The sequence below is a fragment of the Leptolyngbya sp. FACHB-261 genome, assembly GCF_014696065.1.
Lineage (GTDB): Bacteria > Cyanobacteriota > Cyanobacteriia > FACHB-261 > FACHB-261 > FACHB-261.
In genome coordinates, this window is sequence record NZ_JACJPL010000001.1 from 368,528 (window position 1) to 390,473 (window position 21,946).

Sequence of the window (21,946 nt, forward strand, 5' to 3'; positions counted from 1 at the left end):
CTTAAGGGCTAGGCTGAGGCTGGTTAGGTTGGGGATGACTGGGCTGAGGTATTGCCTGTGAGGCGATATCCTCCGGAGCTAGCGTTTGCACCGTGAGCACCTGAGGGGGCGTTGAGTCGGGCGGGTAAATGAAATCCACCTCCAGCAAGCGGCGGTCACCGGCAGGCATATTCAGCACTACCAATGGCTGCCCCTCTTCCCCGCGTCGCTGCACTATATGTACATAGCGCGTCTGAGGCTGTCCTTGATCATCGCTGTAGCGAACCCGGACCGTACCCCGGAAGAAGACTTGGCGGTCAGGGGGCTCAAAGAAGCGTAAACCCTGCTTGGTCAGTTTGTCTTCTTTGATTGGGGTTTGAATGGCTAGGGCTACGCGCTGGGTCTGATTGGTAGTGTTGTGAAGTGGCAATGTAAGGTTGTATTGCACCCCGTAGTTGCCGTGGGCGCGATAGGCAGTATCGGGATAACGAACCAGCATCGGCGCACTCTGCACTTGGCCCGTGCCCAAAGTGCCCCGGTTCAGAGTGCTGAGCCCGTAGGAAAATGCCTGACCCCGTTGAGGAATGGTCAAGGCTGAGGCGCTAGGGCTATCGGTGATCCGCGCCTGCCATTGCGAGCCCAGGGCAATACCGGCCACCCGACCATAGAAAAACCGGCTCACCGTTGGATCTGTCGCCGCTTCTAAAGGCGAGGGTGGTAAATCTCTCGGGGAGGCTAGATCGCCCTCATCCAGTAGGACTTGCCACTGCTCTAGGGTGGGTACACGCTCAGTACCGTCAGCTGCCAGAGGAGCATACATTGCCAGGCTGGCCAGGTAAACCGGAGCACTACTCCACAGGCGCATCATGGTCGAGCGGCTGTTAGAGCTGGGAATGGGCAAGTTCACCAACATTTGACGGCTGTGAGCAGGGATCACTAAACGCGAGGGCCAATTGCCCTGCCGCCGCCCCCGCAGCACATCACTCATGGCGCGGCTGCCCGGTCCCGCGTAGACTCTGCCCAGCGGATCTTCTAGGTAGGATGGCAGATCGATAAAGGGCGCATCATGAGTACTGAGATAGCTGGCCGCCTGCATCACTTCTACTGTGATCGGTTGTGAGCTGGGGTTCTCGATGATGACGCCAAAGAATAGCGTGCGCGCATCGGCTGTTGTTGCCGTTCGCGCAATGTGATGCGCAAACACATCGAACCGACCCTGTAGGGGGGAGTTCAGATGCGCAGTAGCGTGACGCCTTGACTGAGACGGGAAAGTAGAAAGCAAAATGCCTTCAGTCTGCACCACCTCTGGGCTGTTGCTGTTGAATACGGGCACGGTATCCAACTGGCCTGGTAAGGTGCGCACCTCCTGAAGCTGCAAAACTTCCTGAGGCGCAGACACAGGTACAGACAGGGCGGTGGGCACAGGTGCAGCCACAGGTGTAGCAGGCACCACGAACAAGGTCGTCGGCAAAAAAGGCAGCATGCTGGATGGCACTCGCTCACACCTAACAAGGGTCTGCTGTCACAGCCAGACCCTCTTCAATCGACTGTGGTCAGTGTATAGCAAGATACCCATGACTAGGCGTTATTGACCGGCTAATTCTCCATCTCTATCGAAGCTTCAAATTGCCAGTTCTGGGTCAGCTCTAAAACAGCTCTAGAGCAGCTCTAAACCAGTTTCAGGTCAGTCTGAATTTCACGTTAATCCTGGTTAATCCTTGGGGTTTCTATCTTTAGAGGATGCTTAGCAACTGAGCCAGGCTTACTATCCAGCTAGAAGTAGCCCCTAAACCTGATGGAGGGTAATCCGTGCCTGAGGTGCAAACGCAGTTGCTGCAAACGCAGCCCATCCACACACCCAATTGGGTTAAGCATGCGGTGTTCTATCAAATTTTCCCTGACCGTTTTGGGCGCAGTCCGCGTCGGACGCAGCTTACGGCCCTAGAAAGTTGGGAAGGTCCACCAACTTTACAAGGCTACAAAGGTGGCGATTTGTTAGGTGTTGCTGAGAAACTAGACTACTTTAAGGATCTAGGCGTCAACGCCATTTACTTTACGCCGATTTTTCAATCTGCTAGTAATCACCGCTATCACACTCATGATTACTATCAAGTTGATCCCATGTTGGGCGGCAACGAAGCCTTCATGGAATTACTAGAAGCAGCCCATCAACGCGATATTAAGGTTGTCCTAGATGGCGTGTTCAATCATGCCAGCCGAGGTTTTTTTTACTTCCACGATATTTTAGAAAACGGTCCTTATTCGCCCTGGCTGGACTGGTTCGTCATCCATGGTTGGCCGTTATCAGCCTACGACGGCTCGAAACCAGCTAACTACGACTGCTGGGACGAAAACCGAGCATTGCCTCGTTTCAACACCGACAATCCTGAGGTGCGCGAGTACATCATGCGCATCGCTGAGCACTGGATCAAAGTCGGTATTGACGGCTGGCGGTTAGACGTGCCCTTCTGCATCACCACGCCCGGCTTCTGGCAAGAGTTTCGCGAGCGGGTTAAGGCGATTAACCCTGAAGCTTATATCGTCGGCGAAGTCTGGCGCGATGCACGTGAATGGCTAGATGGCAGCCAATTTGATGGCGTGATGAATTACTTGTTTACCGCACCCACAATTGCCTTTACAGGGGGTGATCGGGTGATTCTCGAAACTGTCAAGGACCGTAGCTACGAGCCTTATCCTGCGCTGGATGCCAAAGGCTATGCCCAAAAAATTGCTGCCCTCCTAGAGCTATATCCCTGGGAGATTCAGCTTACGCAACTCAACTTGCTGGCCAGCCATGACACCGCTCGTCTGCTGAGCATTGTTGACGGCGATGCAGCCTCAGTGGAACTGGCTACGCTGCTGCTGTTGACCTTTCCGGGTGCCCCCAGCATCTACTACGGCGATGAAGTGGGTCTCTTGGGTGCTCTAGATCCCGATTCGCGCCGCAGCTTTCCGGCTCCGGACCAGTGGAACCAGGATGTTTTGGCGTATCACCGTAAGCTGATCGCACTGCGTCACGAGCACCCAGCGCTGCGGACTGGCAGCTACCACACGCTCTACGCTGAAGGCGATGTCTACTGCTTTACTCGAATTTTGGACAACGATCGGCTGCTGATCGCAGTAAATGTGGGCCTGGAGGCGCAGAGTGCCAGCGTTCAGGTAGCCCCTGAATTGCAAACCCTGCAACCGCTCTACGGTCCAGGCCAAGCTCAGCTGATGTCGGAAGGGCAGTGGCAGCTAACCCTGCCACCCCGGACTGGTCTGATTTTAGGAACCTGAATGATTTTAGGAACCGGAAACAGAGGCAGCTTCAATCACGGCTCCTGGAAAGTTGTCCGCTAACCACTGCGCCTTTTTCTGCTCGGCAGTTTTTAGGTCTGGGTAAGCAGCAACTTGAACGTAAGCCTTGCCGTCAACCGTGCGCTCAAAGGCGTCAGGAGCCAACTTCCTTGCCTGTCGTAGTGTGCGGTTGTCGTAGCGGGGCACTAGCAACCGGTAGACCGTCTTGGTGTTGGGCGGCAGAGGTTGAGGCTTATCGCCTCCTGCCGTTCCTGTCAGCACACTGCGGTAGGCCCGAGCCCGCTGAGCGATCTGCTCGGCTCGGTCTAGCGCATTGACAATTTTGCGGGCCCGAACAAAGTCGTAACTGCCAGAAGCCTGGCCGAAGTCGCTGAGCTTGTAGCCCGTGAAGGTGCCCTTGAGCATGCCATTGACTAGAATTTCCGAGGCCACGCGGGGATCAGAGGCGAGAGTCGGATTATTAACCAGGTCCAGCTTTAGAAAGTCGGTGTACTTCTGATAGTTCACGCGTCCTGTCAGTTGTACAAAGCCACGCCCCTTATAGCGTCTGCCATCACCTGGTTGCGTATTGCCTAAGTCGCTGCGGCCCTCATATTGGCTACCATCGGCGATCTCTTCCATCCAACGACCCAGGTGAGACTCGTGCTCGGCTGTGGCAATCACATAGGCAACGTAGTCGGGGTTAACGACGCTGTACTTCGACAGCGACGCCAGAATAAACGGCAAGCTCAACCTGGCATAGGACTGCATCTGCTGGGGCACCTGAGCCAGCAAGACTTTGCCCAGCACATCCAGTTCTTTAGGCTGGAGGACTGGGGGTTGGGGAGTTGGGTTGGGAGTAGGAGTTGGGGTGGGCTTCGGATCCGGCGTTGGTTGGGGTGTTGGTTGAGGTGGAGTTTCGAAGGCTTTGAGGCGAGCCCGTACTGCCTGGCGCAGGGTGGGCAATTGGCTGTAGAGCCAATCACCAGGGCAAGCGGTCGCTACAAATTCCCGGTGCCCAACGATCTGGTTCGGGTCTAAGCGGCAGCTCCGGCAGAGGTAGGCACAGAGACTAACGAGTTGGTCCCATTGAGCCTGGGGCATCTTGGCAACCATAAAGTTGCCTTCGTTCTCAATACCGGGCGACTCATTGCCAAGGGGCGTCCCCGCGTGAGCACCGCGCACCGATTTACCCTGCTGCGCAGCGGCCCAGGAGCCTTGCCGGCCTTCGAGCAGAAAGCCACCGGTGGAGTTGAGGAAGTTATGGCCCGAATCGAACCAGCCCTTGTTGTCTAAAGCGTCAGATTGAAGCTGGCGTGCAAATAGTTTCGCCCCATCTAACGTGCCACGTGAGGTGTTATTGGTGGCAGTGTGGTGGACGACGATGTATTTGGGCGTTGTCTGTGTGGAGGGACCGTTAGGGGCACGGGCTCCCCACTCGGTTGCGGTGATAACCCGAAGGTCAAAGTCCATGGGGCAGGAGCGGACAGGGTCTTCTACAGGGTGCCACGAATCACTTTGCAGACAACAGGCTAGCCTAAGTTTCTAGCCGTATCGCACGATACTTTCAGTCCTCGCTAATACTCAGTCCCCAGCCTTCAATCTCTGACTCCAACCTCTAGTCTCTAAAAAGTCCGAGCCGTGCGCACGCCTTGAGCAGCTTGTCGCACGGTCTGAGCACTATCGAGAAATTGCTCAATTGCGGCTAGCAGCAGCGTGCGGTTGGCCTCATTGCTGCGGTCTAATTCTGCCGATAACAGCTCTGCCGCTCGGCGATATGAGCGCTCTAGCCGCCGCAGTTCTGAATCGCCTGAGCGGGCATTGAGCGCGTTCAGTTGGGTCTGGATCTGGGTCAAAGCAGCCAGAGTTTCTACACTGACCACACCCAATGCGCTTGGAGCAACAGCAGTCGCATTTGGAGTTGGTCCAGAAGTCACAGCATCGGGATTAGCAGCACCAGAATTCGTAGCACTAGGAGCTGTAATCGCAGGATTTGTAGTGCCAGGATTCACAGCACCAGGATTGGTAGCACCAGGACTTAGAGCTTCAGGATTTGGAGCTTCCAGTGTACCTTGGGCTGGTCCTGTCTCCGGAATGCCTGTACAAGCATCAGGCGTCGTAGGGCTGAGCACGCCACTGGTACTAGCAGGGCCAACGGCTGCAATCACACTCTGCATGAGACACTCAGCCCGACCAACCAAGGTCTGATTAGCACCACGGGAGCCAGTTGTAATCGCCCCAATTGAGATTTGTTCTCCAATTGGAATGCTAGTCAGGCTAGTGATATTGGTGCCACTGACATCAGACTGAGAGCCGCCCGTCTGTGCTGAACTGGCTGGAGCAGCAACGCCCTGACACAGGGCATAAAGTAGTAAGCCGGTGATCGTGCCCGCCTGTTGGCTCAAAAAACGGTCAAACATCATTCACTCCCAACTCCACTCCCCAATCCACTTCTAAGTGACTCATTCTCAAGCCATTCACTAGCAATTCACTCTCAAACATTGTCAAGGCCAAGCACTGTCAAGGCAGAGATCAAAGCAGAGATTAACGGCACGCTACTAGACCAGTATTAGAGCGGCTTAGAACTGGAAGGACAGATTAGTCCCCAGCACAAAGCGAGCCCCATCTCCTGCCCCTAGAATGTCGCGAAAAGCAGGGGTAATGACCCAATTAAAGTCAGGGAATGGCGTGATCGAAAGGCCAGCCGCTAAATCCTGCCCGGTATACTCCACAATCGCGCTAACTGGCTGGATGACGCGAAAGGCCAGAGCCCCAAACACATTGACTGCACTATTTTTATTAATGATGTCTTCCTCGGTGCGGAAACGCCCGCCACCGGCCCCAATCGTCAATGCAACCCGACTTAAAACGCTATCGAGATCGGGCCGCACTCGGAAAATCTTGGTCACAGCACCGTAAACGCTAGAGCCCAAATCCGTGTCGCCATAGGTCACGAAGCCTTCCCAGCCCACGGCAACCGAGAAGTCATCATTGAAGCGACGAGACACCTTGGCACTCAAACCACCTCGGCCAAAATCATCCACACTGAGCACAGCAAAGTTCAGCTCAAAAGCAACTTTGTTAGGGTCACCGTAACCTACACCCACGGCAAAGGCGCCATCATCTTCCTCGGCATAACGGGTGCGGTCTTGGTAGGTTGCAGCAACGTAGATCGTTCGACCTGAGGCACCAAAGCCAGAGGGAATGCCAATCGTGATCGCTGGCGAGCCTCGATAGATATCGCCAAACGTATTGGTTTCTTCGCTTAAAGTTTGCAGTTGAGCCCGTACCCGCTCGAAGCGTTGCGCGGTTGGCTCAGGTTCAGTTTGCAGTGGTTGCGCAGTTGGAGGCTGTTCAGTTGCGGGCTGGTCTATGCCTGGAGTTGTGGGCTGGTCTCGCGGCGCGGTCTGAGGTGATGACTCAAGTGACGGGGGCCCCGCAGGCGCAGCTTGGGGCGGCTGCGGTTCTAAGGGATTTGCTTGGGCTCGCACGCCAAAATCAGCCAAGGCCCTGTTGGAGGAAGCCCCGCGTTGAGCTTGCAGCTGCGCAGGATTTCCTGGCTGCGCGGGCATAGGCATACCCACTCCCTCTACCAGTTCAGGTAGGCGATCGCTCGGCAGAAACCTCGCGCTGAGAACCGGGGCTGCAGTCACCTCAGACGCAGGCTCCTCAACCACCGGCATCCCCACGCCCTCCACCAAATCCGGTCCAACTGCAACTGCAGTGTTAAACCCTGCCTTGGCTTCAGCTTCTTTAGTGGTTTCTTGAGGGGTGGAAACAGTTTGGGCCTGTAGGGGCAAAGCCATCAGTAGCCCTAGGGACACGCTACCGGCCAAGCCAAGAACCTGAGACCAGATCTGCGACTTGAGATGGCCTTTTATAAAACGCAGCATCTGCCCAATTCTCCCAGGATAACGACGAACTCACACCGAACAGGGGTCACCCCGAAACGAACACTCGAAACAAAGAACAGCTAACGATTTGACTCACTACACAGTTTGGTTATCGGTTTGCTTATCGGTCAAGCTCATGTCCACACTGCTTGGGCACATACATGACCGATATAGCTAAGCGCCGTTAGTCTGCCCCTAGATTAGCGTGCAATGCTTCGAAGTACCTACGCGCACTTTGTTGAGGGGTAAAGTGCCTGAGCAGGTAGGTTCGGGCGGCCTGACCAAGGCGTCGTGACTCACTGGGATTGTGCATTAACGCGAGAATGTACTGGGCTAGGCTAGCCGCATCACCATTATCGAAGGCACGTCCACAACCGCTCATCTGCACCAATTCTCGTAGATAAGAACCGGGCTCACAAATGGCAGCAATCGGACGACCGGCGGCAAGCATGGCATAGAGTTTGCTGGGAACCACTGCCCCTTCCACCCCAGGAATTAGACTCACCACCGAAAGATCACCGCAGGTTAGCGAGTAGGGTAAGGCAGTTCGCTGCTGGTAGGGCAACCACAAACAGCGCCCCGAGTGGCATTGCTCAATCGCCTCGCGGACTCTCCCTGCTTTAGCCCCATCGCCGATAAAGACAAAGCGCACCGGCTCATCGGCCAAGAGCGCCATCGCTTCTAAAAGCGTTTCCAGGTCGTGACAGCGCCCCATGTTGCCGGAGTAGAGCACGGTGAACTCCCGCTCCAGCCCATGCAGCTGAGCAAACCAATTCTTAGTCTTGGGCAACGGTTTGATGTAGTCTGGGTCGGCCCAGTTATGGATGGTTGTGATCCGCGGGCTGCACTCAGGGCAGCGTTGAATCAGCCGATCCCGCATCGCGGTATTTAACACAATGATGTTCTTGGCCTCGCGCCAAACCTGGCGGTTCAGCCAGTGCCACAGTCTCACCAACCCGTGCTGCTCAGACACCACTCCCAGTTGCACGGCCACATCTGGGTAAAGGTCGTAAATCAAGATAGCGTAAGGTCGGTCACATAACCGATTAAGTAGCCAGCCCAGAATCGGCAAATAAGCAGGGGCAGAAGTCAGCAGCAATTGGCCCTGATAGCGCTGGTGCCGCAACAGATGGAGACCAGCCCGAATAAAGAACAGCAAGCCGTTGATCGTCTTGCCCCGAATGCGCTTGGGCGATAGCCGTGCTGCCCGAGTACGACGTAATTTAACGCTGCCTGGTGCGTTGCGGACCAATTCTTCCTGAGCGGGAGCCCAGTCCTCATCGTAGGCATAGCCAGGTTGTCCCGCAAACACCCGCACCCGAATGCCAAGCTTGGCTAACTCAAGTGCTAACTCATAGATCAGTTGTCCGGTTGCAGCAAAATCGGGTGGAAAAAACTGAGTAATGATGGTCAAGTTTTGCTGGATAGTCTTGGGCTGAGTTTGTGCCCAACGCTTATGAATCGAGGCAGTGGATTGCACTCCCTCACTGTCAGGGGCCTCAATGCACCCCTCCTCAGCCTTGAACTCCATCCGAACCACTCCTTTGCGCACACTTTGGGTAGAAGCAAGCCCGTCATACTCAACCGGAAACATCCCGCTTGGCATGATTCAATCGTTACCACTTCTCCCCTAGCTTGATCTCACTTTGCTGGGCAGTCTCCGAAATAAGATTACCCTTGAAGCATAAATTCTGTCTCTCCTATCTATGTAGGGGTAAAGCGTTTTTCAACAATTTTGGTATAGATCTCAGCTAAATCGTGGGCAATAGTTTGCCAAGAATACTCGTTCTGCACCAGTTGCTTACCGTTTTCACCCAGCTTTTCTCGCAGCGCAGCAGAACTCAAAAGTTGGGCAAGGGCAGGCACCAATTGTTCTAGATTTCCATCTACAACCAGGCCCGCCTCCGCCTCGGCAATAGCAGGTGAGATCTGAATTCCAGGTGTAACGATCACTGGTAACCCCGCTGACATTGCCTCTGCAATTGCCACACCAAAGTTTTCTGAGAATGAAGGCAACACAAATAAGTCAGAGCCCTGCAAAACTAAATCCTTCTCTGGACCTGCAACAAAGCCAGGCAGAGTTGTTCGCTTGACCAGATCAAGCTCACGCACCATTTTCTCTAGGTATTCTAGATAACTTGTCTCGCCTGAACCTGCCAAGATAAGATGGAAATCATAGTTTTTCTGAGCGAGTTGTGCTAGTGCTTGCAAAAGCAGATCGGGCCGCTTTTTGTGATGCAAACGCGAGAGAAATAGAACAATCGGGGTCTGCTGATCGATCCCGTAGCGCTGTCGCAACTGTTGCTTAGCTTCAGGGATAGGTTGAGTTGGATCAACTCCCAGAGGCACTGTAATCGTGGGAGAACGGATCCCTAAGCGGCGCACGTCCTGTGCTTCTCCTTCAGAAGTACAGTGAATTGCAGCCGCACAGTTGAGATTGTGTCGCTCAATCAAGGCCGTATAGATCTGCTTTTTTAACTGGCTTTGAGCCAAAGCCCAAGAAGTTAGTTGCCCCATTGTGCGGACCGTGTAGGGAATCCGTTGCCGTCGGGCAATGATACCAGCACAAGTCGGTGCGTAGGAAAAGAGATAGTGACTTTCGACAAGGTCGTAGTTGCGCAGATTCTGCCAAAGCCAGCGGGTAAGGCCCGGCGAAATAATGAATTCTTTTAGACGTGGAGACAGAGGCGAAAAAAACCAGATCGGCACCTGTTCATACTCAATCCGCTGCGCAAGGGGAACATCGAGTAAGTCTGGACCGTGATCATTGGTTGTCACAATCTCGGCCTCTACTCCTTGACCGCGAAGGGACCGAACTAGCTCCAGGACAACTCGGGATGGCCCTCCCAATAGTGGACTGATCGAGGGAATGACATGCAAAACTTTCATCTAGGGCTTCTCAACCGAGATTTTGGAGCAACTCAGCCAGAGTTTTTTGAAATTGTTGCCAACCAAATCGCTCGATGACTTGCTGACGTAGCCATTCCGGCTGATAGATCCTGGGATTAGGATAGGTCCCCTGCAAAACGGTAGTCAGAGTTTGAGCCAGGGCCGGAACATCATCTGGATCGACTAGAACCCCTAAGTCCCCTTGGCAAAGTGCATCAGTCGCGCCATCTTGATTCCCGCCCAAGGTTGGTTTACCACAGGCTAGAGCTTCCAGATAAACGATGCCGAATCCCTCACTTTTGCTGGGCATGGCAAAAACATCGCAAAGGTTGTAGTGGTCGCCCAATTCCTGATCAGGGACAAAGCCAGTGAGGGTCACGCAGTCTTGCAATTGTAGTTGGTCAACCAGTTGCTCAATACGAGGACGGTCGCTACCTTGACCCACAAGCAAATAGTGAACGTCTGGAATTTGCTGACGAATTTCTGGCAACGCCTGCAAAATCTGGTCATAACCTTTGTAGCGTTCCGTCGCGTCAAGCCTTGCAACGGTTAAAATCACAGGCTGCTCTGCCTGTAAGCAATATCGTTTGAGCAGAGCTTCGGGTTTCGATTTAATCTGAAAGCGGTCAGAATCAAAAGTATTGGGTAGCAGTACAACCCGTTCTGGGTCAAGATCCTGCTCTTGCAACAATCTCGTGCGGGTGTAGTCACTGACAGCCAGGATACGATCCGCTCCTTGTAGGCCACGTCTCAGAGCAGGCTTTTGAATATCCCAGGCATCAACACCGTGAGCAACAGCCCAATAAGGAGTTCCTGTCAGTTGCTTGAGCCAGTAAGCAACTACGGTGAAATTGAGATGGGTCGAGAGAATTAAGCTTGGACGTTGCCAAAGACCGTAGCTGGCAAGCTGGAAAGCAAAAGCTGGAGTTCTAAAGCGTAGAGGCCACTGACCAGAAAAATGAAACTGTGTTTGCTCCAGGAAGGGTAAATTTGATGGCTGAGCAGCGTCATGCTTCAGAAAAATGTCGTACTTGCAGTGAGGTCGAAGCTTTTGCAAAGCTTGGATTAGGAACGTTGAGTAAACTCGAATCCCTCCTTTACCGCCTTCAAAAAGATCAGGCACCCACAGGTGAATTTGTGGAGGAATTTTATTTTGGGTCATTAGCTACCTTGATGCATATTCTTGCGAGCACAGTTATGCATACATTGATGCATTAGCATCAGGCAATATAGATGGTCTTAAGGCAAACAAGAGAGAGAGGAAGAGTGGCAGAACTGCGTAAAACTCAAATAAAATTATTGTGGAAGAAGCGAAGAAAAAGTAAGTCAAGAACCCGATTCTTTGATGCAGTAAATTAGTGCTATGGTGCATGATCATCTCCTCCCCATTCACGAGCTGTGGAGATTTCCACACTAGATAAAATATCCTTACAGCTAAAAACAAGCCTAAAAGACCAAATTGGGACAACAAAGAAGCCCAAGTCGAATCGGCAAGAAAAAACGTGCTGCCATGAGCAGTACCAGATTGAACTGTTTGAATAATATTAGAGCCGAAGCCAAGATACTGACCGAATGACAGGGCTACTATGCCAACCTCACCAAGATAGCCTTGAATAATTTCGAGCCTACCACCGTAGGTTAGCGAGTTGGCACCACGAGCAGTTGTGGCATTAATCTGCTGCATGACAAGAAATGTAAAAACGGGCAGGAACAAAAGCAAAATCAAGACTAACGGCTGGCTTCCACGAGAGCTAGAGGAATGGCTCATAGCCAGCACTAATTTCTCTATGATTAATAGGCAGATAACAGCAAGCGCTGCTCTTGAGTCAGTGAGAAAAATCCCTATAGAGCAAGCAAGCAATAAAATATAGCGCCCCTTATTCCAAGGCAGTATGTACAAATTGACGTAGAAGATAAGAGCTAAGAAAAGAGCCATTGAATTAGGCTCAGTAAAGGTTCCAACTGAGCGGATAATCCCACGACTCAGCCAGGACACACCGTTATTAGCAAAAGCACTTTGGCGTTGCAGAAGTGCATAGATAACTTGAATTACAGCAACAATATTGGTTGCCTCTAAAACTGCTCTCAGGTAGGACAGATTTAAGTGACGATGGCAAAACACTAAGATACTAACAGTAAAAACAATTGGCCTTAACGACATCAAGATAGTAGACAGGCCCAGTTCACTCGTTACACTTCTTGCAATTGCCAGTCCCAAAACAGCAAAACAGAGAACGTAGCTAATATTTAAATCAGGAACCCAGAAATCATCTTTGCGTCGAGTAGAAGCAAAACTCAGGCTACCAATTAGCAAACATAGAGCAAATAAGTCCTTTAAGGTCTTTTGCCAAAATGGTACGAGAGAGATGTAGCTTGACAACTTATAATACTCAGGGTGCCAATGCCCATTCAAAGCATAGCTTGCTACTGGCCAGTAAGTTAGTGCAGAGCTAGCAACGATTAAAAACAGCAGTACATGTAGAATAACAGTAGTTCGACGAAGGGAAATGATATCTAACATCAGGCACGGCTTTGCAAGTACGGTAGCAAGGTTTGGATTACAACGGACCAATCGAGATGCTTATAGTAGTAAGCTTGGCTGTCTTGAGCAGAGCGATGCATTTCGGGAAGACACTCCAATGCAGTCAAGACACTCTGCTCGAAGGCAGAGTAGTTGCCATCCTCAACCAGTGAGACACTTGGTAACTGGCGCAGGAAAGGATCGGTCAGATTACCATCCGTACCCACAACAGGTAAACCATGTTCTAGAGCTGACATGAGGGAGGTTCGTTTAGCACTCAGACCGAACTCGTGAGGCATCAGGAAGAGATTGGAGATTTGCAAGTAATGGGATAAGTCTCTTTGGCTTAGATACTTAAACCGCAATACGGAATTTTGATTAGCAGTTTGGACAGATTGTGCACTTCCTAACAGTAACCAAACAACAGAGTAAGTAGAATTCTTTAAACCTTGATCTAGCCTAAGCACCCAATCTTGCCAAACTGATCCACGACAACCGAACAAAGCGAGAACAGCTTGGCTTTTCTCAATTCCTAGGCTCTGGCGCAATACTTCTCTTTGCTCTGTAGAGATTGACTCTAGGGGAATATTGCTAGGAATTGGCAAGTAGTGAAACTTTTGATCTGCTTGACTGAAGCGCTTCAGTCTTTGCAGATAAACTTCAGAGCCACAGAAGACGTGATGGCTACTACGAACTAAGTGCCTTAGAACATACTGCTGCCATATGCCCAACAGCCAGGTGCCTGGATACTTAATAAACCAGGAATAGGTTTCGTGAGCAATCAGGAGAGTTTGAAACCTCTGACTACACTGCTGCCAAAACCGAGCTAATTCTAAGTTGAATCCCTTAGGGGAGTAAAGCCAAGGCGTGTATTGCAGAATAACAGTTTGAATCTTTTCCGATTCTAGAAGATCTAAAAGCTTATCTAGACCATTTTGAGACCAGTTATCAACATACGGCAGAATGTGAAACGGTTCAGTTGCAGAATCACAACCTTGCTCAACTAGCAACTTGGCTGATAAGCCAACTTCCCTATAAAGATGGCTAGCAAGGTTAACCGAGTAATCGCCAACCCCACAGACATGAGGTAAAGTTCTACCAGTTATAATTGCTGTCTTTGCAAATGCCCGAGACCTATTCATCAATCGTTATTCTTCTCGATAGTTGCCTTTTAACTTTCTGAAGTTGACACGAGACTATTGTTTTGGCTAGCACTTGCAAGCCATCCATACTTCCACTTAATTTCTTGCTGAGCAGGCTTCTCTCCTCGGGCAATACATCCAGTTTTAGAAGCTGTCCATAGCAAGAAAGCAATCTCTTGGTTAGTATTTTGCGAATGGCACTATCATTCGTCTGAGCGTTCTCTAAAGCCCAAATTGTTCCTCGTAAATGTTGTTCTCTCTGACGAACGGTGTACGACTCTGAATGCACCCTGAATCGCATTAAGTAGCGGGGCAGAAAACCGAATCGAACTCCTTTAAGAAGCAAGCTTGTAAAGAAGTGTAGATCAAAGGCCCCAAAAGCTTGAGGCGAAAATGGACCATACTTCTCCCACACAGAACGTCGTATTACACAAGCTTCTAACGGAATCGAATTCCATTTAATCAGGTTGTAGATGTCCGTATCATTCAGTATTCCGTTCTGTAAGTGATGTCTGCCATAACGTTCTGTCATCCGATGGCTTGCTTCTAGATCAATTTGCCCAGTTTGATCCATAACATATTGATTGCAAAAAACAACCTCGCAAGTTGGATGAGCATTCATGAACTCCAGCATCGACTCTGCGTACTGACTCTCTAAGATATTGTCATCAGCGAGAAAAGCTAGATATTCACCTTGGCAAATATTGGCAGCCTCAGACCAGCAAGCGACAATACCGGGATCAGGAACTAGGCTTCTGTACTTAATCCAGCACCACTTAGGGTCAGAGAAATTAAAGCAGCTGCCTCCGTCACAAACTACAGGCTCAACCCGATAGGATTGGAAGGCGATAGAGTCCAAGCACTCAGCTAGGAAAGAATTTCTACCAAAGGTAGGGATGGCCACTGATAAACTTTGACTAGGCATTATGCTGAGAAATAAACTTCAAGAAACTGCCTTGCACGCCTGGTCGTTGTATTGCTTTCAATCCATTTAAACGTCGCAGTATAAAGTTTCTGATATTCGTCTTCTGTTATCGTATTAATCCTTTCCATCAGCTCAGTATAGCTATGATAAATGATGCAATTTGATTCATTTAATCCATGAGGAGCACAAGTTGCTGGTTTTAGATCAAGATCCCTGAAGCAGAGAACGCAGCCGTTGGCTGCTAGCTCATAATGACGGAGACAGTCCCAGCCAGCACGCTTTGTAGTAATACCAAAACGTGCCTTGCTTAGATCCTCATAGTATTCCTTTTCAGAGGTAAAAGTATGTTTATCCGAGCCAGTGGCTGAGAAAAATGCTCCATCAAGATAACTAGCAACTTCCAGATCAACAATATGAGTTGGAAATTGTTTTGTTTTGCTTTCTATACCAGTTCGCCAAATTTTTTCCTCAGGAATAGAAAAACCAATAGGTATCGCGTTATTAGGAATAGGTATCCACTTGCGTAGCCAGCGTGGCAGAAACCGATCCAGGCTGTAGGCAGCTCCCTCAGGCATTAGCTCTCGTTTGAAATACCTAGTTTTTGATGTAGGAGTAAGGTAAGTCCAAGGATAATTTTTAAGCCGCCAGCCTAAGGAGACAAAGGGGAAAAACGCTGGGGTGTCTTGCCCATCTAGTATTGCCAATTTTTCGGGAGAAACAATAGTAGACAACTGCCAAAGCAAGTCCCACTGATTGCAGATATCTGCAACCACAATAATATCGTAATTATCCAAGTCTTTATGCCAAAAGTAGCGAGACTCTGCAAGGCTGGGAATCTCTTCAAGAAGACCGTAAAGAGTGAATCCGTAACCGCGCAATTTGGACTGAATACCATCCGTCATTGGAGCATACATGCTGTCGTAACGGGGGACATCAACACAGTTGCTCCCTAAAAGCTTTCGTAGCCCATGAAATAGAGTCTCCGCTAAATAGTTAGACTGATTGCTGTGCAGAAATAAAACCTTAGTTTGACAAAAATTCTTTTCTGTTTCTCTAATCATATTTTGAGCTTTTTATCTAATGCGTCCCACTATTTCCCCTGCTCGGCTCCACCGCATTAGGTCACATAGAAAATCACGAGAACTCGACCAATGGTTCGGAAGTCTCTGCTCAACTTTCTTGCCAGTTAGCAAGTTGAGCCAATCTTGGCAGATAGTCTGTTGATTAAACCTCTTGCTAACGTACTCTCTAGCTGAACGGCCATTCTGCTCAACCGCATCTATATTAGACAATCCATTTAGTATGCAGTCACCAAGCGACTCTATGGATCTTTGAGAGGTTAAGGAACCAAAAACCTTAGCGTACACTGTTTCTTTGAGTCCGCCTGCTGCAACTGAGAATACTGTTCGCTCACAGGCCTGTGCCTCAACTGCAGCAACGCAAAAGGTTTCAAGGCTATTCCAGGAAGGATTAACCATAACTGCCCAGGATTGAGCAATCTCCTCATGCAACTGTATAGGTGGTAATGCTCCCAGAAATTGAGGTTGGTAAGATTCCGATAGAGCATTGAGCCAGGGTTGAATTTTTTCTGTTTCAAAATTCAGTTCTGCAATTCCTAACGGACCAACTACAGCAGCACTACCCCTATGAATGCCAATATTGCCAGCGATTGCTAGTCGCAAATCAACTTTTTGTCTTACTAAATAAGACCATACCTGCATTACCTCTGTGAATCCTTTGGTTGGGGTAATAGCACCAATAAACAGCAGTTTTCTCTGGGTCTGAGCTTCTACAGGAGAAAAAACAGAGCAGTAAGAATTATAAATAACAGCTATCTTGTCTTGCCACCCCTTGAGCGCTCGGTAGATATTGGCATGATACATAGAAGGAACCACAATTTTGGCCCCCCCCTTTTGTAAAAAGCTGTGAATGAAGTTCCAAGAAGTTTGGTTTTGCAGCCAGAGAACAGTTTTTGCTAAAGCTTGATTGCCAAAAGTTATTGATGTATTGTTCCAGTGAGATTGATGGACAATTAGATGGTCATACTGTGTAGCATCTACCTGCTTATGTTGAATACAAACAATGGTGTCACTATGTGGAACCTCTGAAGCCACGCTTAGAGACACATCCACGCCACTACTGGTTAAAAGAGACGCTAGCCTAACAATTGAGCCAATTGTTCCTGAACATGGAATGGTACCATCTACAATGCCATTAACTGCAGTGAGTTCAGGGTGAACAGTTGGTAGAGCAATCAGAATACGCATAGGTTACGGTGCAGCCCGTTTATCTAATTTAGATTGCTGGCGCCGACTCAGGTATAGCCAAGTCAATGGAATTCCAAATAGCAAATCAGCTAAGGACACAAGAGCAGATTTTGGACGGCGGTAATATAGCTTACGCAATAGATCAAAAGCATGAAACTTGTAGCTTTTTACTATAAAGATAAAATCTCCCTTAGGCTTAAGCACTGTTTTATGCTTGCTAACATGATGAGCCCAGGCAGAACAGCGTTTAGGAATTCGAGTAACTGCGTCTCTTAAGGAAGTGAGCCGCACAGGATGAAAAACCCGTGCAGTTGAGACAAAAGTAATTGGAGTTATAGATGCTAGACGCAGCTTCAGGTCCTGGTCTTCGTGAGCGGCAAGGGGGTAACTAGGGTCAAAGCCTCCAACTGCTTCGAACAGAACTCGCTGAACTGCAATGTTAGCAGACCAAAAATAATCCCCGGTCAAGTTGACCGGACATTCTGCTAAGTCTTGATTTGGATCTCCCTCTGGACATATTGCACCTTCCAGGGCTAGAGCAGCTCCGTTCAGGCTCTTTGAAAAAGCTTCCAGCCAAGTCGGTTCTGGTAAGCAATCATCATCAGTAAAGACTAGCCATTTACCTTGAGCGTACTTTGCTCCGTTGTTACGATTAGCAGCTGGCCCTTTGTGTGGACCCGTAACCCATTTAGCCCAAGGATAACGCTCTTGAATTAAAGCTTCAGCAGTGAAAGCTTGTCCATCATCAGTAACAATGACTTCATAGTAGGCTACTGGCAAAGTTTGGATCCCTGGCGCGAGACGATCTAGGCACTTGGTCAGTAAATTGTTGCGCTGGTAGGTTGGAATTACTACTGAAAAGAGCAAGCCAGCCATTATGCTTCCAATAGAGTGTGTAGGGCTCGTTTGAAGCGTCGAGCGATTGTCCGAGCTGAGCGGCTATTTTTGCGCTGCTGTTGACTCCAAGCTTTAACTTGTTCGTCCCATTCTGCTTTTTCTGCTTGGGTAAGGAAACTGTAGAAAATATCGTTGATTGGACGTGGCCTATCCATTGGTGTCCCAGCCCAATGAATCAGGTAAGGTTTTCGTTGAAGATCACTCCAGTAGGAATTATACTCACTTGGGTAATCACCGGCCCAAGTAGACTCCATCCTAATAGGAGGTAGCATGAGATTGGTAACAGAGACATTAGATAAAAACACTAGTAAGTTCAAACCGGGTTGATCAGGCAGTGGAGGCTGAACACAGGTTTTAACATACTCAGGCTGCATCGCTACTGACTTAAGTTGCTCAACCGAGTAGAGAGCAGAGTCGCAAGCAAACTGGCCCGAATTAAATACGTGCATCTGCCATGTCGTACTCTTTTTAGCAAATATCGCTTTAGAAGTTTCTGTATAAGTGTGGTTTGGATCGCGCCAGTGGCCACAGGAGGTAATAAATTCCAAATGCGATTCCAACACATCTTCAGGATTCTTCAAGAAGCAAACATCTGCATCGACAAATTGGTAATTTTCTACTGTTAAGCATTGATATTTACGCAGTGCTCGGTGGGCTTTCTGTTCTTCCAGCCAATCTAAAATCTCAGGCATTACCCACCATTTGGAGCCCACTGGAAGTTCAAAAAGGTTGTTGTCATAAGGGATAACCCACAATGGAAGTTGGCAACCGGCTGCTCGTAAAGAGCGCTCCATTGCCAGGAAACGCAAACGGAATTTTGAATTCGCTAGAGAAATAATTTTGTCAAGTTTCACGAAACAATTCCTGCACAGGTTTTGATCATTTCTAGGTAGTGTGGGAGTAGTTTCTCCCAGCTAAAGCGCTCATAGACACTTTTTTGACGCGAATAGCGCTTAGATTCTTGCTGATCTTCTAGCAACTGTTCTGAAATTGCTTGGGCTAAGTTTTCTGGCAAACTCAAGTCACGCAGACAGCCGTCCTCTCCCAAAACGAAACGTGTAATCTCACAATCGTGAGCTATACAAGGTAAACCATAGGACATTGCCTCTAAAAACACACGGCCAAATCCCTCTCCAAGAGAAGCAAGGATAAACAGGTCTGAAGCTCGATAATAATCAGCAATTTGGTCGTACCGGACAGTTCTGACGTCAAAATTAGGTTTGTCTAACAGCCTATGCCCTAACTGTATTAGCTCAGGCGATTCTGTTTCCAACTGACCTAATAAGAGAAGGTAAGGACGCGGCTCAGGTAATGAGGCAACTTCATGAATGACATAATCCATTCTCTTATGAGATTTGTTAATCGCACCTACCGAGAGGAGCACTGAGCGATTTTCAGGTAGCCTAAGCTCACCGCGTAAAGCGCATAGCTCAGCTGAATTCAGGGGCTTGTTAGGGGAATTTTTGATTCCGTAGGGGAGAAGGCTCTGCTTCTCTCGCGGTACTCCTATATCCAATGCCGCTTGTAAATGCGTAGGTGCAACTTGCTGAGCGTGGTCCATACGATGGATGTAGGATGGTGATAAGGGGCCACCATTTGAGTATAGGAGCTTAAATTTTTGTCGAGCCAACCGCCGCCAATGCCAGAGTAGATTGCCTAGAGCACCATCACTGAAATAAATAACATGGGGCCTACAGTCATAAATATGAGGTAGCAAACTCAAGAAAAATGAGCTTTGTTCAATAAAATGTCCATCTCTTCCAGCTGCTTTACCAAGCTGGGTAGCGGCCCAGCCATCCCGAGCTAGATTCCATAAAGCGACCTCTTTTGCTCCCAACTCGCCAGCTCCCTTAAAAAGGGTAATATCAAGAGATCCATCTGCCTGCAGCGCATCGAAACACTCCTGTGTAAAAGATTCAAATCCTCGCTTAACCTGACCTAGCCCTGGACAGGCTAGAAAAACTCGAATCATTTATAATTCTCGTTGCTAACGAAGAGGAGTGAGCAATAGAGATCTTGCATTTCTATCGAAATGAAGGAACTATTCGCTGAGCCAAAGCGCGTTTGATCAAACCAAGAAAGCGACGGTCCCTTAGTCCTTGGACTGGAAAATCAATCACAGCCTTCAACAAGTCACCAAGAAGGGTTTCTCTTGGCTTTAGCGACAACTCTTCCAATCTGTTGGAGTAGGCAATGAGGCTATGCAGCTCTCTTCGCTCATTTGGAGACAGAAAGGCTGCATACTCTTGGGCGATTTTGATCGCCTCTATTTTGACTGCTATTCCAGCGCGTCTAGTTTTAGCATCATCATGGAATCGGTAGAAACAGATCGGCTCTTCATGGTTATAAACTGTCGGTTTGGCAAGAGCTATTCTGGCGTACCAGTCCAAGTCCATACAGTAGTGCAAATCTTCCTGCAAGAAACCAATCTTTTCAGCAAAGCCTCTGGCGATGAATACAGACTGAGAAGGAATAATATAGTCTGTGCTATAGAAGAAACGTAGCAAACTCTTCAGTTTTAGATCTCTAACCCCAGTGCTATAGCTGATGGTAGCCTCTTCTAGAGAAAAGCCACTGTAAGCCTTCCAGCCAAAGATAAAATCAGCAATCGCCACATTTGAGCCAGCAAAAAGTGAAAGAGCTTTGGGCAGATAGCAGTCGCTAGAGTTCATCCAGGCAATGTAATCCCCAGTACATCTCTCAAATCCCTTGTTGATAGCATGGGATTGGCCTCGGTCAGGTTCACTGACCCAATAGCTTAACCAAGGCGAATACTTCTTGACGATTTCGGTAGAGTTGTCTGTACTGCCTCCATCAATAATGATGTACTCCAGGTTGGGATATCCTTGCAATAGAACAGAACGAATTGCTTCTTCTAAAAACTGATCTTGATTGTAGCTAGGAGTAACGATACTAACACGAGGCCAGTCGGAACCATCTGGCCTTTTTTCTGGCAGTTTTGGGCTCTGCTCCGTCCACGGCCACCCAGCTTTACCTTCTAGCGGTGGCGGTAAATCTTTAATATCTAGTACGTTACCAACAGTCATTTGTTACTTATTGCCTGATAAACAGCGAGAGTTTGAGCAGCGGTTTTCTCCCAACTAAACATTGTTGCTCTTTTCTCGCCCTTTGCAATTAGCTCATCGCGTTTCGTGGGGTTTTCAGATAAATCGATCAAAATATCAGCTAGGTCAGTTATTGAGTTGGGACCAAACAATATACCAGCATCACCGACGACCTCAGGAATACTGGAGCAGTTAGAAGCGACAACAGCTGTTCTGCATGACATAGCTTCTAAAGGCGGTATGCCAAAGCCTTCATACAGGGAAGGGTACACTAAAGCAAGACTACAGCGATAGAGCTTAGCCAAGTGTCTATCATCAGCATAATTGTAGTGCTCGATAGCATGGGCCAAGTTTAGGGTGGCAACAAGTTGTTTCTCTTCATCATTAAACGCTGGACCGACCACACATAGCATCAGCTCAGGCCGAATACTTATAGCCTTTGCAAGGGCCATGAGTATGCGATCGAAATTTTTGTAGTTATATCGGCTACCAACATAAAGATAGTAGGGCCGAGTTGGCACAGCCTCAGTGCCGTAGGCCAGACTTACATTCATATCTGTAGCAAGATACGTGACTGTCACTCTGTCTTCTAACGCAGGGTATCGCTCAAGCAAGTCTTTTTTCGTATTTTCGGAGATACAGATAATTGCTTGTGCCGCTAGGACTGCTTGGCGTTTCTCCTCGATTTGGTGACCGTCAGGATCCGTTTGCTTTGCGAAAAGCTCGTGAATCATGTCATAAACAGTCACCACAATAGGGCGTTTGACTGTATCGAAGTTTTGTTGAGTTAGAAGCGAGTAGTAAGTTGGATGGAAAACCTCGTATCTTCCAAAATTGGTTACACTTCTAAAGTAGTACTTCTCAAGCCAGTACGAGAGGCGACCAGGACGAAAGCCAAATCTTTTGTAGAAGAAAACCTTGAGGTTTGGATGAGTTGGATAGTTAACCTCACGGTTCTGACAGGTCGTTAGAAGTGGAGTGTAGTCCTCTGGCAACCTACTAATTAGGTTGGCAAAGTACCGATTAACCCCTCCAGCAAATTGGATTGCGTAAATTTGACCGTCATAAAGAATACGCATTTGGGTAGTT

General features: G+C 49.0%; 18 protein-coding genes. 1 reads left to right on the forward strand and 17 read right to left on the reverse strand.

Features of this window, described 5'->3' with window-relative positions; all coding sequences use genetic code 11:
- Position 1: 1 nt before the first annotated feature.
- On the reverse strand, positions 2 to 1,462 hold the full coding sequence (locus H6F94_RS01685; protein ID WP_190800487.1) for a DUF3370 domain-containing protein: 1,461 nt from the start codon (positions 1,460 to 1,462) through the stop codon (positions 2 to 4).
- Positions 1,463 to 1,788: 326 nt separating this feature from the next.
- On the opposite strand from H6F94_RS01685, the gene H6F94_RS01690 reads away from it, so the two are divergent.
- The gene (locus tag H6F94_RS01690) at positions 1,789 to 3,258 is read left to right on the forward strand and encodes a glycoside hydrolase family 13 protein (protein ID WP_313949194.1); all 1,470 of its coding nucleotides are present in this window, start codon (positions 1,789 to 1,791) and stop codon (positions 3,256 to 3,258) included.
- Positions 3,259 to 3,264: 6 nt separating this feature from the next.
- Here H6F94_RS01690 and H6F94_RS01695 read toward each other — a convergent pair whose 3' ends face one another.
- From H6F94_RS01695 to H6F94_RS01770, 16 genes are all read right to left on the reverse strand, one after another.
- Positions 3,265 to 4,731: an N-acetylmuramoyl-L-alanine amidase gene (locus tag H6F94_RS01695; RefSeq protein WP_190800488.1), complete on the reverse strand. Its 1,467-nt coding sequence runs from the start codon at positions 4,729 to 4,731 to the stop codon at positions 3,265 to 3,267.
- A 152-nt stretch (positions 4,732 to 4,883) separates the two neighbouring features.
- Positions 4,884 to 5,681 carry a hypothetical protein gene (locus H6F94_RS01700; protein WP_190800489.1) on the reverse strand — a complete coding sequence of 266 codons (798 nt, stop codon included), beginning with the start codon at positions 5,679 to 5,681 and terminating at the stop codon, positions 4,884 to 4,886.
- A gap of 156 nt (positions 5,682 to 5,837) precedes the next feature.
- Positions 5,838 to 7,151 (reverse strand): hypothetical protein, encoded by a 1,314-nt coding sequence (locus H6F94_RS01705; RefSeq protein ID WP_190800490.1) that lies wholly within the window; start codon positions 7,149 to 7,151, stop codon positions 5,838 to 5,840.
- Positions 7,152 to 7,335: 184 nt separating this feature from the next.
- The gene (locus H6F94_RS01710; protein WP_199320112.1) at positions 7,336 to 8,757 is read right to left on the reverse strand and encodes a glycosyltransferase family 4 protein; all 1,422 of its coding nucleotides are present in this window, start codon (positions 8,755 to 8,757) and stop codon (positions 7,336 to 7,338) included.
- 98 nt (positions 8,758 to 8,855) lie between these two features.
- Positions 8,856 to 10,040 carry a glycosyltransferase gene (locus H6F94_RS01715; RefSeq protein WP_190800491.1) on the reverse strand — a complete coding sequence of 395 codons (1,185 nt, stop codon included), beginning with the start codon at positions 10,038 to 10,040 and terminating at the stop codon, positions 8,856 to 8,858.
- A 10-nt stretch (positions 10,041 to 10,050) separates the two neighbouring features.
- A complete protein-coding gene (locus H6F94_RS01720) occupies positions 10,051 to 11,202 on the reverse strand; it encodes a glycosyltransferase (RefSeq protein WP_190800492.1) in 1,152 nt (383 codons plus the stop codon).
- 33 nt (positions 11,203 to 11,235) lie between these two features.
- On the reverse strand, positions 11,236 to 12,561 hold the full coding sequence (locus H6F94_RS01725; RefSeq protein WP_190800493.1) for a hypothetical protein: 1,326 nt from the start codon (positions 12,559 to 12,561) through the stop codon (positions 11,236 to 11,238).
- The gene (locus H6F94_RS01730) at positions 12,561 to 13,703 is read right to left on the reverse strand and encodes a glycosyltransferase family protein (RefSeq protein ID WP_190800494.1); all 1,143 of its coding nucleotides are present in this window, start codon (positions 13,701 to 13,703) and stop codon (positions 12,561 to 12,563) included. The genes H6F94_RS01725 and H6F94_RS01730 overlap by 1 nt, the downstream gene beginning before the upstream one ends.
- Positions 13,696 to 14,628: a glycosyltransferase gene (locus H6F94_RS01735; RefSeq protein WP_190800495.1), complete on the reverse strand. Its 933-nt coding sequence runs from the start codon at positions 14,626 to 14,628 to the stop codon at positions 13,696 to 13,698. The genes H6F94_RS01730 and H6F94_RS01735 overlap by 8 nt, the downstream gene beginning before the upstream one ends.
- Positions 14,628 to 15,689, reverse strand: a complete 1,062-nt coding sequence (locus tag H6F94_RS01740; protein WP_190800496.1) for a glycosyltransferase family 1 protein — start codon at positions 15,687 to 15,689, stop codon at positions 14,628 to 14,630. The genes H6F94_RS01735 and H6F94_RS01740 overlap by 1 nt, the downstream gene beginning before the upstream one ends.
- A gap of 12 nt (positions 15,690 to 15,701) precedes the next feature.
- Entirely contained in the window at positions 15,702 to 16,895 is a 1,194-nt protein-coding gene (locus H6F94_RS01745; protein ID WP_190800497.1) for a glycosyltransferase family 4 protein, read from the reverse strand.
- Positions 16,896 to 16,898: 3 nt separating this feature from the next.
- Positions 16,899 to 17,771 (reverse strand): glycosyltransferase family 2 protein, encoded by an 873-nt coding sequence (locus H6F94_RS01750; protein WP_190800498.1) that lies wholly within the window; start codon positions 17,769 to 17,771, stop codon positions 16,899 to 16,901.
- A complete protein-coding gene (locus H6F94_RS01755) occupies positions 17,771 to 18,646 on the reverse strand; it encodes an alpha-mannosyltransferase (RefSeq protein WP_190800499.1) in 876 nt (291 codons plus the stop codon). The genes H6F94_RS01750 and H6F94_RS01755 overlap by 1 nt, the downstream gene beginning before the upstream one ends.
- A complete protein-coding gene (locus tag H6F94_RS01760; protein ID WP_242040929.1) occupies positions 18,643 to 19,629 on the reverse strand; it encodes a glycosyltransferase family 4 protein in 987 nt (328 codons plus the stop codon). Before H6F94_RS01760 ends, H6F94_RS01755 begins: the two co-directional genes overlap by 4 nt.
- 187 nt (positions 19,630 to 19,816) lie before the next feature.
- Complete coding sequence (locus H6F94_RS01765) at positions 19,817 to 20,839, reverse strand: glycosyltransferase family 2 protein (RefSeq protein WP_190800501.1); 1,023 nt, start codon at positions 20,837 to 20,839, stop codon at positions 19,817 to 19,819.
- The gene (locus H6F94_RS01770; RefSeq protein ID WP_190800502.1) at positions 20,836 to 21,936 is read right to left on the reverse strand and encodes a glycosyltransferase family 4 protein; all 1,101 of its coding nucleotides are present in this window, start codon (positions 21,934 to 21,936) and stop codon (positions 20,836 to 20,838) included. The genes H6F94_RS01765 and H6F94_RS01770 overlap by 4 nt, the downstream gene beginning before the upstream one ends.
- Positions 21,937 to 21,946: the final 10 nt, after the last annotated feature.

What these genes read in the sequence shown, in the direction of transcription:
- H6F94_RS01685 (WP_190800487.1), bottom strand. Translation starts at nt 1,462, where the DNA reads ATGCTGCCTTTTTTGCCGACGACCTTGTTCGTGGTGCCTGCTACACCT.
- H6F94_RS01695 (WP_190800488.1), bottom strand. Translation starts at nt 4,731, where the DNA reads ATGGACTTTGACCTTCGGGTTATCACCGCAACCGAGTGGGGAGCCCGT.
- H6F94_RS01700 (WP_190800489.1), bottom strand. Translation starts at nt 5,681, where the DNA reads ATGATGTTTGACCGTTTTTTGAGCCAACAGGCGGGCACGATCACCGGC.
- H6F94_RS01705 (WP_190800490.1), bottom strand. Translation starts at nt 7,151, where the DNA reads ATGCTGCGTTTTATAAAAGGCCATCTCAAGTCGCAGATCTGGTCTCAG.
- H6F94_RS01710 (WP_199320112.1), bottom strand. Translation starts at nt 8,757, where the DNA reads ATGCCAAGCGGGATGTTTCCGGTTGAGTATGACGGGCTTGCTTCTACC.
- H6F94_RS01715 (WP_190800491.1), bottom strand. Translation starts at nt 10,040, where the DNA reads ATGAAAGTTTTGCATGTCATTCCCTCGATCAGTCCACTATTGGGAGGG.
- H6F94_RS01720 (WP_190800492.1), bottom strand. Translation starts at nt 11,202, where the DNA reads ATGACCCAAAATAAAATTCCTCCACAAATTCACCTGTGGGTGCCTGAT.
- H6F94_RS01725 (WP_190800493.1), bottom strand. Translation starts at nt 12,561, where the DNA reads ATGTTAGATATCATTTCCCTTCGTCGAACTACTGTTATTCTACATGTA.
- H6F94_RS01730 (WP_190800494.1), bottom strand. Translation starts at nt 13,703, where the DNA reads ATGAATAGGTCTCGGGCATTTGCAAAGACAGCAATTATAACTGGTAGA.
- H6F94_RS01735 (WP_190800495.1), bottom strand. Translation starts at nt 14,628, where the DNA reads ATGCCTAGTCAAAGTTTATCAGTGGCCATCCCTACCTTTGGTAGAAAT.
- H6F94_RS01740 (WP_190800496.1), bottom strand. Translation starts at nt 15,689, where the DNA reads ATGATTAGAGAAACAGAAAAGAATTTTTGTCAAACTAAGGTTTTATTT.
- H6F94_RS01745 (WP_190800497.1), bottom strand. Translation starts at nt 16,895, where the DNA reads ATGCGTATTCTGATTGCTCTACCAACTGTTCACCCTGAACTCACTGCA.
- H6F94_RS01750 (WP_190800498.1), bottom strand. Translation starts at nt 17,771, where the DNA reads ATGGCTGGCTTGCTCTTTTCAGTAGTAATTCCAACCTACCAGCGCAAC.
- H6F94_RS01765 (WP_190800501.1), bottom strand. Translation starts at nt 20,839, where the DNA reads ATGACTGTTGGTAACGTACTAGATATTAAAGATTTACCGCCACCGCTA.
- H6F94_RS01770 (WP_190800502.1), bottom strand. Translation starts at nt 21,936, where the DNA reads ATGCGTATTCTTTATGACGGTCAAATTTACGCAATCCAATTTGCTGGA.